Origin of the sequence: Gilliamella sp. wkB112, from assembly GCF_001690685.1 — a bacterium.
Lineage (GTDB): Bacteria > Pseudomonadota > Gammaproteobacteria > Enterobacterales > Orbaceae > Gilliamella > Gilliamella apicola_J.
Map to the genome: position 1 here is coordinate 184,985 of NZ_LZGL01000003.1, position 15,083 is coordinate 200,067.

A 15,083-nucleotide genomic window follows, 5' to 3' on the forward strand; every position below is an offset into this window, starting at 1 on the left:
AAATTATGATCAACAAAAATCCTAGTCAATTAGCGTTTATAACCTTAAAAAAATTAGCGCAAAAAGCAGTAGACGATGCTTTACTCAAGTTAAAAAAGGCCAACGAAAATTATCATAATGCTAAAACGCAGTTAGATGTTTTAAATGGTTATTATCATGAATATCAACAGAAGTTAGCCAATGCATTAACATTAGGGATCACCGGTGGTGAACTGAATAATTTTAATGCGTTTATTGCCACTATTGAACAAGGAATTAGCCAACAGCAACAGTTGTTAGTTACCTTAAATATGCAACAAAAACAAATAACCGCCAAACTTAATCAACACCAAAAGCAACTTAACACTTATACCACTTTATTAGCTAAACAACAGCAACAATATCAACAACAACAAAATCGGTTACAACAAAAACTGACTGATGAATTTGCTCAGCAACAATTAGCCAGGAGAATAATCAATGAATATTAATATTATTAACGATTTGCCATCAATTCAGTCAGCAGAGTCGCTAACAGATGATTTAGCCGTTAGTGATGATTTATTTCAACAATTATTACAGTCTAATAATAAATCGTTTCAAGATGCTGACAAGTTATCTGCTACGGTAAGACCAGCCGTAAACTGTGACAATGATGAAACAGAAGATTTAGCCGTAAATCCTGATATTGTTGCCATGATTATGCCTTTATTAGACCAACAAGTTGTAGCGCCAAGCCAATTGTTAACAGCTAGTAGCCCAGAAAATCTAAACGGGCAGTCAAATAATGGGTTACTCACTACCCATGCAACTTTGCTAAATGAGCTTAATCAGGTAAAGGCAAAGTTACCCATTGATATTAGTATTACACCGCAACCAGCGCCAATCATTAATCAACAGTTAACACCATCCGTATTATCAACAGTGTTATCATCAGCACAATTGACTCATAACCCTCAATCCCAAGTGACTAAAACTACGCAACCAGCGCTTAATCATCAATTAATTGAATCTGATATTGAAACTGCAACTAAGCCATTCCCTGTTATCGCACCAACACTTGCTGGTGAACCATCGTCACATAGCAACTATACTGAGAGTGTTAGTACAATGGTAGCAAAAAACAATTTTCCTGATGATCATCTGGCAACTACTACTGATAGTAAACCACAATTAATAACTACCCATGCAGTTAATGCTTTTATGCCTGATAACCATATGCAAAGTTCGTTAACATCAGTTACCATGCCTCAGACGCTAAACTTATCCATGCCAGTTAATATCAATCAATGGCAAACTTCATTAACTCAGCAAATAGTGATGTTAACACGGCAAAATATCCCCACTGCGGAAATTAAATTACATCCTCAGGAATTGGGTTCATTACATATTAAATTGACTATGCATGACGATAAAATGAATCTGCATTTGCTGGCTGCCCATGCTACAGTCAAAGGCGTATTAGAATCAGCATTACCTTTACTAAAAACTTCATTAGAACAACAAGGGATCACCCTACAGCAAGCAGATGTGAGTGATTTTTCTATGATGAATGATTCACAGCAATCGCCAATGTTTCAACAATCCAAAACGAGTAAACCAACAAAATTAGTCTTAACCAATGAAGAACCAGAACTTGAAACACCATTAAGTCAAACTCAAGTATCAGCAGGTTTGAGTATATTTGCCTAACAATTAATGGCTTATTGATAGTTAATATTGATGATGGCCACAATTGAAAACGTAGAATAGATGGTATTTTTGTCGCCTATTCTTTAAATCAATTTTGTAAACATACTTTATCATGCTAGTTATTTAATATATCCAATGGCGTTGTGAAGAAAATATTGACGATAAAGCTAAATTTAATGTGAGGAACATTAAGATTTAATTTATTAAATGTTAACAAGTTATTTTGAATTCCAGCCAACTTATTAATTATAAATATATTTAATTTTTTACTGAGACCATAATCAATATGCCAACTACCAAGAAAAAAGTAAGTATTTTAATCATAATACTGAGCCTAATTACGTTGCTAGCTTCCGGTGCGGCGGTTTATTTTTGGTATCAAAAACAACCCACCCATACCGTTGCCGTTCCTGAAGCTCAGCCCATTTCAGCACCGGTATTTATTACCTTAAAACCTTTCACCACCTCATTACCAATTGATGAAGATAGTGTTGATCTTAACAAGGTTTTGTATATAGGTATGGTATTGCGCATTGCCGATGAAGATCAAAAAACGGTGTTATTAGAGTATTTACCGGAAGTTAGGAGTGATGTGTTACTGTTAGTATCCAAACAGAATGTTAATAAATTAAAAACCGAGTCCGGTAAACTCGAATTGCAAGAGCAGGTTAAAGCCACGTTATCTCGGCAATATGATAGCCAACATTTGGTAAAAATTGACGAAGTTTTGTTTACTGACTTTATTATACGGTGATTACTATGTCTGATAAGCAGCAGTTACAAGCAGACATTAATGAAAATGAGGATATAGAACAAGTAGCTGATAGCCAAACGGTTAGTAGCGAAGATGTGCCGGAAGACGATCAAAACCCCGCCTTAACCTTAGGTAAAAAAACAGATGTACGGCCTTATGATTTATCGGTAAAACATAATTTCATTCCGGAACGACTTACTGCCTTAGAAATTATTAATGAACGTTTTGCCCGGCAATTCAGAATCGGTTTATTTAATCTATTGCGCCGTAATACGGATGTCATTGCCTCACCGATTGAACCGCAAACGTTTAATGAATTTTCCTCCATTTCATCAACCAATCATTTGAATTTAGTTCATCTTAATCCGTTAAGAGGATCTGGACTATTTTCGTTTTCACCTGAATTAGTTTTTATTGTGGTGGATACTTTATTTGGTGGCGATGGTTATATTTCACGTGTGGAAACGGAAGAACGCGAATTTACGCATACCGAACAGCAAATCATTAAGCGCGTTTTAGAATTAGCGTTAACTATTTATCAAAATGCATGGCTTGATATATATAACATTGAAACTGAATATATTCGATCGGAAATCCAGAGTAAATTTACTAATATCACCAATACACCGGATGATATTGTCTTAAATTCGACATTCTCAGTGGAAATTGGTAATTGCAAAGCAAAATTTTGTATTTGTATTCCCTATTCAATGGTGGAACCGATTAAGGAGTTGCTAATTAAACCACCAAGTGAACAACAATCTTATCAAGATGATAAAGTGTGGATGAGTTCATTAACCAGTGGCATCAAACAGTCCATGGTTGAATTGGTAGCCAATTTTAGCCAGATTAATACGACAGTTGCCAAGCTGCTGGCTTTAAAAGTGAATGATATTTTAGTAATCGAAAAGCCGACCAGCCTCGATGTCACAGTAGGCGGGGTGCCAATACTAAAAGGCCATTATGGCAAAGTGAATAAACAATATGCAATTCAAGTAGAGCAGGTGATTAATCCTGTGTTAGAGCAATTGAATGAGGGTATGCTCAATGACTGATGTTAACCAAATTGACGACGATAGACAAACCGATAGTAATAGTGACGATTTGCTGACTAAGGAAGCGATTTTTGAAACGCTATCACCGCAACACACACAAGACAATAAACAAGATATTAATCTTATTTTAGATATTCCCGTTAGTATGAGTGTTGAACTTGGTCGCACTAAAATGGCGATTAAAGATCTATTAAATTTAACTCAAGGTTCGGTTATTGCTTTAGATGGTTTAGCCGGTGAGCCGTTGGACATTTTAATCAATGGTTATTTAATCGCACAAGGTGAAATTGTGGTAGTGGGTGACAATTATGGTGTCCGCATTACTGACATAATTACACCTTCGGAACGTGTACGTAGATTGAGTCGTTAATGAGTAATAACCTATTAGATGCAACTCAAACTTCAGTGTTAGTTGGCAATTCAGCTATAACTAGTTCCGCACCAGTAACGGATTTGAATCTTTATTCACATGCCGGAACATCGATTGGTTTATCCTTTATCGGCATTATTAGCATCATCCTTTTATTAGGATGGTTAGTAAAGCGGTTTGGTTGCAAAAACACTGCTGGTAATTTAATTGATATCAAAGCCAGTTATATTATTAACCCCAAAGAACGCATTATCTTGGTTCAGGTAGATCAACAATTATTGTTGATAGGGGTAACTCCGCAGCAAATGACATTACTACATACACTAAGCGAAGAACGCAGCCAGATATTATTGTCGCAATCAACAACGGTTAATGATTGTTTGAAAAAAAGTTTATTTCAGCAAATATTGCAATCCACCCTAAAAAGTAACAAGGAATAACCAATCTTGCGCTTAAAATTGACACTTTTACTCAGTTTATTTTTATTTAGCCAATACGGTTATGCTGAAATTTTGCCGTTATCGATTATTAGCGAACCTGCAGCTAATGGTGGACAAAGTTGGTCATTACCGGTTGAGACTTTAGTCTTCCTGAGCTTACTGACATTTATTCCGGCAATTTTGTTATTAATGACCAGTTTTACCCGAATTATAATTGTGTTAGGGTTATTGCGTAATGCACTGGGTACCCAATCAGCACCTCCCAATCAAGTTATTTTAGGTATCGCTTTATTTATGACATTTTTTATTATGTCTCCGGTGATAGATAAGATTTATCAAGATGCCTATATACCTTACTCTCAAGACCAAATTACTATGCAACAAGGGCTGACAACTGCAGCTAAGCCATTACGTGAATTTATGTTAATACAAACGCGCGAAGCTGATCTTGGCTTATTTGTTAATATGGCGCACCTAAATGATATTGCTACTCGAGACGATATCCCATTAAGAGTATTGGTTCCGGCATTTGTGGTTAGTGAATTAAAAACGGCTTTTCAAATAGGTTTTACCATTTTTATTCCTTTTTTGGTTATTGATTTGGTTGTCGCCAGCACCTTAATGGCGCTTGGGATGATGATGGTGCCACCGGCAACGGTGTCATTACCTTTTAAATTAATGTTGTTTGTGTTGGCTGATGGTTGGCACTTGTTATTAGGTTCATTAGCCCAAAGTTTTTTTAGTTGAGGAGTTTTATGCCAACAGAATATATTAGTAACTTAGCCATGCAGGCAATAAAAGTTGCGGCATCATTGGCAGGACCATTACTTTTGGCGGCTTTAATTACTGGGTTAATTATCAGTTTATTACAAGCGGCTACACAAATTAATGAAATGACATTATCGTTCATCCCTAAAATTATTGCTGTTATTGTAGTATTAGTGGTTTTAGGACCATCGATGTTATCGATTATGGTTGACTATATCAAAATAGTGATCACCGACATTCCCAACTTAACCAATTAAAACCAATGTATTATGCTATTAACAGTCTATTTAATATTGATTTTTTCTCATTAATTACAGATTGTTTTTTGCCTTTTGTTCGCCTGTTAGCATTAATTATGGTAGCGCCTATTACTGGTGAAAAGGAGTTCCCTAGTCGGGTAAAAATAGCGCTAGCGTTATGTATTGCAATACTCCTACCATTACCACGATCTGCTGACAATATCACCCTATTTTCGTTAATGGGAATATGGGTGATTTTGCAACAAATCGTGGTGGGTGTCATGATCGGTTTTGCTATGCAAATTACTTTTATGACTGTGAGGTTTGCTGGCGAATTAATTAGTATGCAAATGGGATTGGGGATGGCGACTTTTTTTGATCCAATTGGCGGTCCCTCAACCTCGGTACTATCACGGTTAATTAACATCATCACGTTATTAATATTTTTAAGTATCGATGGTCATTTATGGTTATTCTATGTTCTATCCACTAGCTTTGACATTATTCCGGTAGGAGTTATGCCATTAAAAGACAATGGTTTTTTAGCGTTAATTGAGGTGAGCGCTTTGCTATTTATTAATGGCATCATATTAGCTTTACCTTTAATGACGTTGTTGTTGATCATCAATATGGCGCTAGGATTATTAAATAGAATCACGCCGCAATTATCTATTTTTGTGGTGGGGTATCCGTTGACATTATTATTAGGATTAACCATGTTAACTTATTTAATTGCCACATTACCTACTTTTGCTGAGTTTATTTTTGAACAAATGTTTGCCAGAATCGCATCGATGTTATGGTATTTAGTTGATTAATCAGCTGTGTATAATCTTTTGTAAAGATGTTTCAGGAGTGGCATATGTTTAAGTATAAAAACATGCTCTCCTAAAATTAGGCGGTAACATAATGAATAGTAACGTAGAAAATAACCGATATTTTAATGCTGAAAGTATCAGCATTAAATCAATTGAGATTAGGCTTTTTTGACAAAGCATGCTTTGAGCATGATTTTCATACCATCAATTTTACAATCAATTTCATGATCGCCTTCGACTAAACGAATACCTTTGGCTTTAGCGCCTTTTTTCAGAACGGTAGAAGATCCTTTCAATTTAAGGTCTTTAATTAAAATAATATCGTCTCCATCGGCAAGTAAATTACCATTACTGTCTTTTACTTGTAATTCATCATTAGAGCTAGAAGCTTCGTTAGGGTCCCATTCATGAGCGCATTCAGGGCAGATGTAAAACGCACCATCTTGATAAGTATGTGGCGATTGGCAAATAGGGCAATTAGGGATTGAGTCCATGATTTATGATTTTTCCAGATTAAATAAAATGGTGCTCACTATAACAAAAAAACGCTGTTAAGTCATGGCAGGGAGGTGCTAAATTTTGTTAAATTGATCAGTTTTTGCATTGAACTCATGCCAAAATTCATGATTATCGTCAATTTGATAATTTTTATGATTAATTTATGCTAAGTAACTTATATGTAGATTATAATCTGCGCTTGTTGGTTTTATTCCGGTCAATTAGCTCAGGTTTACCATAATAAACGTAAACCTGAAACGTCATTAGTTGCCCACATATGTTATTAATTAGTGTTAAATTAAGTTGTTAATTGAGGTTTAACACTACATAAAGCAATATAATTAAGTTGCTGACTATTGTGCCTAAAGGTGGTAAACATTTTAAAAAACTGAGGGCGATTTTGTTTGCGTAATGCATTACGTATAATTTTGAGAGTACCTAGCCAACCTTCATCAGTGATCATGCCTTTGGGTGACATTAGCGTCATGGCATTATGGCTTGATTTAATATCGGTAAAGCCGATACTCGCAAAAAGGTTAAGCCAAGCGTTATAACTAATTGGCTGGGCATTGACATTAATTGCTTGGTGAATACTGTCAATGATCTCTTGGGCTTGCTCTGGGTGCATTAGCATAATGTCATGCGTGAGTAGTTTACCGCCGGGTTTTAATACTCGAAAATACTCTTTGAGTAGGTGCGCTTTTGCTTTATCAGCATACATGGTTAGCATAGCTTCGTTAATCACAATATCAAAGCTGTTATCGGCAAAGGGTAATTTAGAGGCATCGGCCTGTTGTACATTAACTAAATGGCTAACTTTATTTTTGGCGATATTTTGTTTGGCTTGCTCAAGTGCCAGTTTGTCCATATCTATACCTGTAACATGGCAACCAAAACGTTTGGCAATTTCAATCGAGGTGGTGCCCATATTGCAAGCAATTTCCAATACCTGACTTTGTAGTGTAAACCCTGCTTGTTGGAATAACCATTCAGTTGCTGTTTTACCGCCCGGACGTAGACGGGTTTTACCCAAACGGGCCAGGAATTTATGTCCGGCTTCCTTTTTATTATTATTCATGATGAAATCCCTTAAATTAATTGGTTTCTAATGTGATTTCTCGCAACATGACTAATAACATTTTGGCTGCTTGTTGAGCCTCAACCGCATGTGGAATATTGGCAGGCATTCTTACAATAGTACCCGGAGTTGCCATAACAGGTTTGCCGTCAATGATTAAAGTGAGTTCCCCGTCAATTACCATGACAAGCGCATCAAATGGGGCACTATGTTCGGATAATCCTTGCCCTTTATCAAAAGCAAATAGCGTTAAATTGCCACCAGAGGTTTTGGCTAAAATTCGGCTGGCAATACCTTGTTCAGTTGGGTTAATCAGTGATGCCAATTCAAGTGCTTGAGCTGGGGTAATGGTATTATTTGACATAAGATGCTCCTATAAATTATTAAGTGTTAATGGAATAACGGCACTACCGCTTGAGTGGCACCATTCGCATGATTAATTTGATTGATGGCAATCGGTATTTGGTATAACTCAGTCAAGGCTTTTTCAGTTACCACATCCGCTGTTAGTCCAAATTCTACCGAGCTATTACGATGCAATAACAATGAATATTCAGCGATATGTAGGGCGTGTTGCGGATAGTGACTGGTAAATAAAATAGTTATATGGCGATCTAATGCCAGTTCACGAAGTATTGTCAAAATCAGATCTTGGTTATGTAAATCTAGTGCGGAAGTAGGTTCATCAAGAATAAGAATTTGTGGTTCACTGGCTAAAGCTCTGGCGATCATGACCATCTGTTTTTCACCGCCACTTAGTAGATTAAATGGTTTATCCGCAAAAGAGGTTAATCTTAAATAATTTAAACAATCAGCGACGATTTTTTTATCTTTAGCTGTGGGTGACTGGTACCAGGCTAAATGTCGAAGCCGACCTAAACTTACCATAGTTTCAACACTATAACTGAATAATAGTGGATTTAACTGTGGTACATAGGCAACTTGTGAGTTTAATTTAATTGTACCAGTATAATTGTGTTGAAAACCTAGTAATAATCGTAATAAAGTGGTTTTGCCGCGACCATTAGGGCCTAAGATTGCTCCAATTTTACCCGCGGGTAAACAAAAACTGAGTTTATCAAATAGGCATTGATGGTTTAATGAAAAAGAGAGTTGCTGTACGTTAATCATGATAAATTGGCTCGTTGATTAAATGAGCGTAATAGCACGGCAAAAATTGGGGCTCCGACTAAAGCGGTAATAATCCCAAGTGGAATTTCGGCACTGCTTGCGCTGCGAGCTATGGTATCGACCGTAATCATATAAATGGCACCAATTAGTGCTGAAGATGGTAGTAATATACGATGATCATGCCCTAGTATTAAGCGAGAAATATGCGGAATAATTAAGCCTACCCAGCCAATGGTACCTGAAACTGCAACTGTTGCACTGGTAATTAATGTTACACAGCCTAAAATTATCCAGCGGGTAGTGGTGGTTGACAATCCTAGTGCCTGTGTCTGTTCTTCCCCTAGTGATAGGGCGTTTATTCTAAAGCGATAAGCGATAATTACACTACTGCCTATTGCTACGGTGGGTAAGACAATCCACAATTTAGTATAACTAGCCGTTGAAAAACTACCCATTAACCAAAAAACTATAGTTGGTAAAGTATTATTAGGATCGGCAAAGTAAGTGATTAATGATATCAAAGCTGCAAAAAAGGCATTAACCACCACACCAGCTAAAATCAGGACCAATAATCCTTGGCCAGAGGCTTTTTGAAATGCTAAGAAAAACACCAATAAAATAGCAACAATACCACCAATAAAAGCACAAGTGACGGTGATAAACATGGATGAAAATAGTAATATTGCTAGTACTCCTCCAAAAGCGGCACCGGATGCCACTCCAATAATTTGTGGACCAACTAATGGATTACGAAATACACCTTGCAAGGCAGCACCGGCAATAGACAATCCAGCACCGGTTAAACCAGCGATAAGTATTCTGGGTAAGCGGGAATTTAGTACTACATTTTGGGCTGTGTTGCTCCAATCTCTAGGTAAAGTTTGTATAGAGTCAGGCAATATAGCATGACATAGAATTTTAGTTACTTGCCAAGTAGCAATCGAGTAACGGCCAACACTTAATGATAAAAAAACGACTGCAATCAATAGAAAAATAAGCGATAACCATTTGATTATATCAACCCATTGCTGTTGTTTATTATTCATTGTTACCCTTATGTGTAGCTAGTGAAAACGACGGATAATTAGAAACTTGATTTAGTTGTATTTGTAAAATCTGGTCGATTTGTTCATCGCTAACTTGGTAATTATAAAGTTGCTGGTAATGTTGTGCGATTAACTCCCGTAATGGCCAATGCATGGTGTCGGGATGAAAAATCATAGATAACCATAACCAATAAAGTGGTGTTTCTTGATTAGGTGCATCCCATACGAAGCCGCCAATTGGCACTTTGAAAACGCGGTGATTTTTGACCGCAGTAACATCCGCGAGTAGTGGATTATCATAAACATCTTGCGGTTTTAATCCTTGCTCAAAGTTACCTAATAAAATGATGTCCGGATCCCAGACTAATATTTGTTCAATATTTAGTGTTCTGGTGCCGGTTAGATCTTTATTAAGACTAATACCTCCGGCTAATTCAAAATCATAATTATTATGAGAAGTCGCGCCGAAAGTTTGAATATGTGAATTGAAATATAATAGGAAAAGGACTTTTGGCTTTTGGGTTTCCGAAATATTTTGGGTAGCTTGCTGTAGATCGTTAATGACCTGATTACGCCAATCAATCATTGCTTGCGCTTTGACTCGCTGATCAAGCGTTAATCCCATTAATTCGATCCATTTTTGGGTATAGGCTTCTTTACCATAATTTAAAGTAGCTACGGTTAGACCAACATTTTCCATAGGGGTAATAATATCATTACCAAGATGCCCCCATTGCCAAACTAGATCTGGTTTAACACTTAATAATGTTTCAATGTTGGGCATGAAATTATTCCCCACGGTATCAGAGCGGATATTAACAATATCTGGAAACATTTTACTTAACATGCCTTCTTTGGCGGCTACTTTAGCAAAAGGATGCATACCAACTAAGCGTTGAGTGTTTTCATCTATACCCACTAACATTGAAGCAGCGGGGATGGGAATGACGACTACACGTTGGGGCTCATGGTTTAGTTTTATCTGGCGATTACTCATATCAGTAAATTGCATCGGTTGGCCTAGTGCATTTTGGCAACAGCTGGATAAAAAACAGAAAGTTACAAATAAAACATTATATTTCATATGGTTATTCCTAAAGAATAAAATAATTTTACTAATTGAAATGATAATTATTATCAACTATATTGAAATTATTCTAAGAGTATCTTTAGGTAAAACCTATGACATTTGTCAAAAACGTACCCACACAACCACAGATTTTAGCTTGGCTAAATCATGTTAAATTGTTCGAGGGATTAACTCAGGATGCTTTAATGCCAATTATTGAAAATGCTAATTATATGGATCTTAAACAAGGTGATATGATTAGTTACGAAGGCATGCCGTTATCCAGTTGCTTTCTGGTACTCAGTGGTCAAGTTGAGGTGTATAGAAATACCTATCTAGGTGAAGAAAAAATCTTTGGCATCTTTTCTTGTTATGATTTAGTAGCAATTGCTGCTGTATTTATGCCCCATAATCGTTTCCCCATGACGATTAGAGCTAAAATAGATTGCTCGGTATTGTTTCTGGAAAAGAATAGTTTGCTGCTAGTTTGTAAAAATAATCCCATTATCATGCAGCGATTATTAATCAGTTTTAGTGCCAAGTTATATGAACTTATTAATAATATTGATTGGTTAACTTCCAGCTCAGCAGAGCAGCGGTTGGGTGCTTATTTTTTATCGCTATCTTCAAAGCAGGGCAGTCAATTTATTTTGCCTATTTCACGAGGGCAATTAGCCACTAAGTTAGGTATGCGCTACGAAACATTAAGTCGCTTAATTTCCAGTTGGCGTAAACAAAAAATTATTGCTATCGAAGGTAATAAGGTAATGATTTTGAATGTAACTTATCTGGATGAGTTAACATTGCCTTCACAACGCGCATTTTAAATAAAGCTTATCTGGCAGCTAGAATATAACTGCCAAATAATTGTATTAACACTTAGAAATGATAGATTATCCCACCATTTAAATTAAAGCCCATTCCCGGGAATAGTGTCATTTCATCTTTAGATGTTACGACTCGATTAGCCACAGATGCAGTTGCATAACGTTTATCAGTTAAATTATCCGCAGTTAAATAAGCAGACCAGCCATCCGGACTTTGATAATTTACTTTGAAGCCAAAAGTAGCATACTGATCGCGGTATTGTACCTTCATATTATTAGCATGATCGACAGGTGTATTGGTTGGTGACCAGTGTATGTTAGGGCCAAATGTCCAATTATTTACTTTATATAATATGTCGGCAGTAATAATATTTCTTGGAATACCAGCAATATAGTTATGATTGTATTCGCCACCCATAAAGCGAAAATCACTATAAGTCCAAGCCAAGCGGTATTCAATATCACCACTTGCAAATAGTGATGGTGTTAAACCTTTTATGCCGGCTTCTATACCTTGGTGGCGTGTTTTACTGGCATAATTAAATACACCAATTGCATTACCACTAGCATCATAAGTGGTTATGTATTCATCTTTAATAATGCTACGGTATAAAGCCACATCCCAATTTAAACCTTGTATAATCTTACCACTACCACCAATTTCAGCAGTGACACCTTTTTGACGATTTAATTTATTTACTTTGGCTTTGGTGCCATCACTAGTAATAATCTCACGAAACGATGCCGGCTCATTACTGGTACTTAAGTTAGCATAGAAACGATTATCCGTGGTCGCGTTCCAAATTAAACCAAGTTTTGGTGACCAAAATGTCCATGATTGATCCAGAGAATTTTTAGAATGACGCGTATCAACATCACGTTTGGCATGAGTGACTTTGGTATCTAAATTAAGTTGCCAATCAGGATTAATTTGCCATGATGTGCCAATAGAACCATAAATATTTTCGGCAGTAGCATCAAATTTACCTAACTTGCGCTTATTCATTTTCGTATTACGACGGTTCATTAATAATTGGCGATCCAAATCGGTTTTATCCCAAGCTAGAGCACTGCGATAGCTAAAATCACCCAAGACCGCATTATATGAAAGCTGAGCTCCGCTAGTGTTTGCACCACTCAAAATGTAAGTTGTTGGTGTGACAAAGTTGTCGTGGGTGCGTTGATGCCATAAGCCTAGTTCGATAGATTGATCGCCTATAGTCCAGTTTGAGCGGTTTGCAATACGTCCTTGTTGTACATTGCGGTGCGGATCTCTCATTGCCACCACTTTAAAAATGCTTGTTGGATCACTTTTCAATTTATGTTGTGATAATGGACCGGGAATATCAAAACGTAAATCAGTCCAACTTAGCCAGGTGCGGTTTTCAAAGTTTTCGTTACTATAACCAAAATTGGAGCGTACGGTTTTACGTTGTGAAGTTGAATGATCGCGATAGCCATCAAAATGGTCATAAGATAAACTGAGCCGACCATCAATACCATATTCTTTGCTGTCATTACCCAGTGCAACTTGAGCAGCTTCCCGGCCAAATGATCCATATTCATAACGTGCGGTGCCTAATTCATCTTTTCCGGTATATGAAATGAAGTTTAATTCACCGCCTAAACTATTACTTTGTGGATGACTATTATTGGCGCCACGATAAACTGATATTAGGCGAGTGTCTCGCATGTCTAAGGTACTAATGTGGAAATCACCGTCAGCATCAGTAATGGGTAAACCATCTTGTAATAATAAAACTCCACGAGAAAGTGGGAAGTTTTGTACTCCAGAACCGCGGATATTTAATCTTGGCTGATCAGTACCACCAAAGAAGTTTTGAATAATGATCCCCGGTTGAAAATCTAGTGCATCTTGTAAGGTTGATAATCGATTTTCTTGTTCGGGAATGATAAGATTGGTTGCCCCAGCCGTTTGTTTGAGCTTGGCTTGCTCTTGTTGATAAGTTGGTGATAATGAACTTTTGTTATCTAAATTCTGATCTGGAGTGACAACAATTATGTCCGGTTTAGTTTCCGCAAATGCGTAATGACTAAATAAAATGGTAGAACAAAGGGAACTTATAATAGTTAATTGAGCTGTTTTTTTTATCTTATACATAATATCTTATTTCTCATTCAAGTTAATGATAATGATTATTATTTGCATGACAGGTCAAATAGCCTATGACATTTGTCAAATAAGATAAAAAAAGATTTAAAATATTAATGTATAAACAATAAAAAAGCGCACTATGTGCGCCTTTTCTGCTGATAAAGAGCATCAGTGATGCTCTAATTAGTTAGCCTAAATTATTTAATAACCTTAGCAACAACACCAGCACCAACAGTACGACCACCTTCACGGATAGCGAAACGTAAACCGTCTGCCATTGCGATTGGGTGAATTAATGATACTGTCATTTTGATGTTATCTCCAGGCATTACCATTTCTACGCCTTCTGGTAATTCGATAGTACCAGTTACGTCAGTTGTACGGAAGTAGAACTGTGGACGGTATCCTTTGAAGAATGGAGTATGACGACCACCTTCTTCTTTGCTTAAGATATATACTTCTGATTCAAAATCTGTATGTGGTGTGATTGAACCTGGTTTTGCTAATACTTGACCACGTTCGATTTCTTCACGTTTAGTACCACGTAGTAATACACCAACGTTTTCACCTGCTCGGCCTTCGTCTAGTAATTTACGGAACATTTCAACACCAGTACAAGTTGTTTTTGCTGTCGGTTTGATACCAACAATTTCAACTTCTTCACCGACTTTGATTACACCACGTTCTACACGACCGGTTACCACTGTACCACGTCCTGAAATTGAAAATACGTCTTCAATTGGTAGTAAGAATGGTTTATCGATATCACGTTGTGGTTCCGGAATATAGCTGTCTAATGCTTCTGCTAATTCTACAATTTTGTCTTCCCATGCTGCATCGCCTTCTAACGCTTTTAGCGCAGAACCGCGAATTACTGGTGTATCGTCACCAGGGAAATCATATTGAGTTAGAAGTTCACGCACTTCCATTTCAACTAATTCTAATAATTCTTCATCATCAACCATATCACATTTGTTTAAGAATACGATGATGTATGGAACACCTACTTGACGACCTAATAGAATGTGTTCACGAGTTTGTGGCATAGGACCATCAGTTGCTGCTACTACTAAAATAGCACCGTCCATTTGCGCTGCACCAGTGATCATGTTTTTAACATAGTCAGCATGGCCCGGGCAGTCTACGTGGGCGTAGTGACGAGTTGGTGTATCGTATTCAACGTGTGAAGTATTGATGGTAATA

At 36.9% G+C, this 15,083-nt stretch carries 18 protein-coding genes; 10 read left to right on the forward strand and 8 right to left on the reverse strand.

What is annotated here, in order from left to right; translation table 11 throughout:
* The first annotated feature begins 5 nt into the window (after positions 1 to 5).
* From fliJ to fliR, 9 genes are all read left to right on the forward strand, one after another.
* Positions 6 to 470, forward strand: coding sequence for a flagellar export protein FliJ (fliJ, locus tag A9G12_RS00970; protein ID WP_065564013.1), 465 nt, complete (start codon positions 6 to 8; stop codon positions 468 to 470).
* The gene (locus tag A9G12_RS00975) at positions 460 to 1,671 is read left to right on the forward strand and encodes a flagellar hook-length control protein FliK (protein ID WP_065564014.1); all 1,212 of its coding nucleotides are present in this window, start codon (positions 460 to 462) and stop codon (positions 1,669 to 1,671) included. Before fliJ ends, A9G12_RS00975 begins: the two co-directional genes overlap by 11 nt.
* A 286-nt stretch (positions 1,672 to 1,957) precedes the next feature.
* Positions 1,958 to 2,425: a flagellar basal body-associated FliL family protein gene (locus A9G12_RS00980; protein WP_065564015.1), complete on the forward strand. Its 468-nt coding sequence runs from the start codon at positions 1,958 to 1,960 to the stop codon at positions 2,423 to 2,425.
* A 5-nt stretch (positions 2,426 to 2,430) separates the two neighbouring features.
* Positions 2,431 to 3,480: a flagellar motor switch protein FliM gene (gene fliM, locus A9G12_RS00985; protein WP_065564016.1), complete on the forward strand. Its 1,050-nt coding sequence runs from the start codon at positions 2,431 to 2,433 to the stop codon at positions 3,478 to 3,480.
* Positions 3,473 to 3,850, forward strand: coding sequence for a flagellar motor switch protein FliN (gene fliN / locus A9G12_RS00990; RefSeq protein ID WP_081299606.1), 378 nt, complete (start codon positions 3,473 to 3,475; stop codon positions 3,848 to 3,850). The genes fliM and fliN overlap by 8 nt, the downstream gene beginning before the upstream one ends.
* The gene (gene fliO / locus A9G12_RS00995; protein WP_065564017.1) at positions 3,850 to 4,290 is read left to right on the forward strand and encodes a flagellar biosynthetic protein FliO; all 441 of its coding nucleotides are present in this window, start codon (positions 3,850 to 3,852) and stop codon (positions 4,288 to 4,290) included. Before fliN ends, fliO begins: the two co-directional genes overlap by 1 nt.
* Before the next feature lie 69 nt (positions 4,291 to 4,359).
* Positions 4,360 to 5,037, forward strand: coding sequence for a flagellar type III secretion system pore protein FliP (fliP, locus tag A9G12_RS01000; protein WP_442903460.1), 678 nt, complete (start codon positions 4,360 to 4,362; stop codon positions 5,035 to 5,037).
* A gap of 8 nt (positions 5,038 to 5,045) precedes the next feature.
* On the forward strand, positions 5,046 to 5,315 hold the full coding sequence (fliQ, locus tag A9G12_RS01005; RefSeq protein WP_065564019.1) for a flagellar biosynthesis protein FliQ: 270 nt from the start codon (positions 5,046 to 5,048) through the stop codon (positions 5,313 to 5,315).
* A 5-nt stretch (positions 5,316 to 5,320) separates the two neighbouring features.
* Positions 5,321 to 6,115, forward strand: a complete 795-nt coding sequence (gene fliR / locus A9G12_RS01010) for a flagellar biosynthetic protein FliR (protein WP_065564020.1) — start codon at positions 5,321 to 5,323, stop codon at positions 6,113 to 6,115.
* Between the two features lie 158 nt (positions 6,116 to 6,273).
* Here fliR and A9G12_RS01015 read toward each other — a convergent pair whose 3' ends face one another.
* The 6 genes from A9G12_RS01015 to A9G12_RS01040 form a co-directional block, all read right to left on the reverse strand.
* Positions 6,274 to 6,609 carry a zinc ribbon domain-containing protein YjdM gene (locus A9G12_RS01015; protein WP_065564021.1) on the reverse strand — a complete coding sequence of 112 codons (336 nt, stop codon included), beginning with the start codon at positions 6,607 to 6,609 and terminating at the stop codon, positions 6,274 to 6,276.
* 302 nt (positions 6,610 to 6,911) lie between these two features.
* Positions 6,912 to 7,691 (reverse strand): class I SAM-dependent methyltransferase, encoded by a 780-nt coding sequence (locus tag A9G12_RS01020; protein WP_065564022.1) that lies wholly within the window; start codon positions 7,689 to 7,691, stop codon positions 6,912 to 6,914.
* A gap of 16 nt (positions 7,692 to 7,707) precedes the next feature.
* Positions 7,708 to 8,055, reverse strand: a complete 348-nt coding sequence (locus A9G12_RS01025; RefSeq protein ID WP_065564023.1) for a cupin domain-containing protein — start codon at positions 8,053 to 8,055, stop codon at positions 7,708 to 7,710.
* A 26-nt stretch (positions 8,056 to 8,081) separates the two neighbouring features.
* Complete coding sequence (locus A9G12_RS01030) at positions 8,082 to 8,822, reverse strand: ABC transporter ATP-binding protein (protein ID WP_065564024.1); 741 nt, start codon at positions 8,820 to 8,822, stop codon at positions 8,082 to 8,084.
* Positions 8,819 to 9,868, reverse strand: coding sequence for a FecCD family ABC transporter permease (locus tag A9G12_RS01035; protein ID WP_065564025.1), 1,050 nt, complete (start codon positions 9,866 to 9,868; stop codon positions 8,819 to 8,821). The genes A9G12_RS01030 and A9G12_RS01035 overlap by 4 nt, the downstream gene beginning before the upstream one ends.
* Entirely contained in the window at positions 9,861 to 10,952 is a 1,092-nt protein-coding gene (locus A9G12_RS01040; protein ID WP_065564026.1) for an ABC transporter substrate-binding protein, read from the reverse strand. Before A9G12_RS01040 ends, A9G12_RS01035 begins: the two co-directional genes overlap by 8 nt.
* A gap of 98 nt (positions 10,953 to 11,050) precedes the next feature.
* Here A9G12_RS01040 and A9G12_RS01045 point away from each other — a divergent pair, with 98 nt between their 5' ends.
* Complete coding sequence (locus A9G12_RS01045) at positions 11,051 to 11,764, forward strand: Crp/Fnr family transcriptional regulator (protein ID WP_065564027.1); 714 nt, start codon at positions 11,051 to 11,053, stop codon at positions 11,762 to 11,764.
* Between the two features lie 52 nt (positions 11,765 to 11,816).
* Here A9G12_RS01045 and A9G12_RS01050 read toward each other — a convergent pair whose 3' ends face one another.
* A complete protein-coding gene (locus A9G12_RS01050; protein WP_065564028.1) occupies positions 11,817 to 13,886 on the reverse strand; it encodes a TonB-dependent receptor family protein in 2,070 nt (689 codons plus the stop codon).
* A 191-nt stretch (positions 13,887 to 14,077) separates the two neighbouring features.
* Positions 14,078 to 15,083 (reverse strand): elongation factor Tu (tuf, locus tag A9G12_RS01055; RefSeq protein ID WP_065564042.1); only part of this gene is annotated, 1,006 nt, incomplete at its 5' end.

Coding starts and splice junctions, on each gene's coding strand:
- fliJ (WP_065564013.1), top strand. CDS start 6: ATGATCAACAAAAATCCTAGTCAATTAGCGTTTATAACCTTAAAAAAA.
- A9G12_RS00975 (WP_065564014.1), top strand. CDS start 460: ATGAATATTAATATTATTAACGATTTGCCATCAATTCAGTCAGCAGAG.
- A9G12_RS00980 (WP_065564015.1), top strand. CDS start 1,958: ATGCCAACTACCAAGAAAAAAGTAAGTATTTTAATCATAATACTGAGC.
- fliM (WP_065564016.1), top strand. CDS start 2,431: ATGTCTGATAAGCAGCAGTTACAAGCAGACATTAATGAAAATGAGGAT.
- fliN (WP_081299606.1), top strand. CDS start 3,473: ATGACTGATGTTAACCAAATTGACGACGATAGACAAACCGATAGTAAT.
- fliO (WP_065564017.1), top strand. CDS start 3,850: ATGAGTAATAACCTATTAGATGCAACTCAAACTTCAGTGTTAGTTGGC.
- fliQ (WP_065564019.1), top strand. CDS start 5,046: ATGCCAACAGAATATATTAGTAACTTAGCCATGCAGGCAATAAAAGTT.
- fliR (WP_065564020.1), top strand. CDS start 5,321: ATGTATTATGCTATTAACAGTCTATTTAATATTGATTTTTTCTCATTA.
- A9G12_RS01015 (WP_065564021.1), bottom strand. CDS start 6,609: ATGGACTCAATCCCTAATTGCCCTATTTGCCAATCGCCACATACTTAT.
- A9G12_RS01020 (WP_065564022.1), bottom strand. CDS start 7,691: ATGAATAATAATAAAAAGGAAGCCGGACATAAATTCCTGGCCCGTTTG.
- A9G12_RS01025 (WP_065564023.1), bottom strand. CDS start 8,055: ATGTCAAATAATACCATTACCCCAGCTCAAGCACTTGAATTGGCATCA.
- A9G12_RS01030 (WP_065564024.1), bottom strand. CDS start 8,822: ATGATTAACGTACAGCAACTCTCTTTTTCATTAAACCATCAATGCCTA.
- A9G12_RS01035 (WP_065564025.1), bottom strand. CDS start 9,868: ATGAATAATAAACAACAGCAATGGGTTGATATAATCAAATGGTTATCG.
- A9G12_RS01040 (WP_065564026.1), bottom strand. CDS start 10,952: ATGAAATATAATGTTTTATTTGTAACTTTCTGTTTTTTATCCAGCTGT.
- A9G12_RS01045 (WP_065564027.1), top strand. CDS start 11,051: ATGACATTTGTCAAAAACGTACCCACACAACCACAGATTTTAGCTTGG.
- A9G12_RS01050 (WP_065564028.1), bottom strand. CDS start 13,886: ATGTATAAGATAAAAAAAACAGCTCAATTAACTATTATAAGTTCCCTT.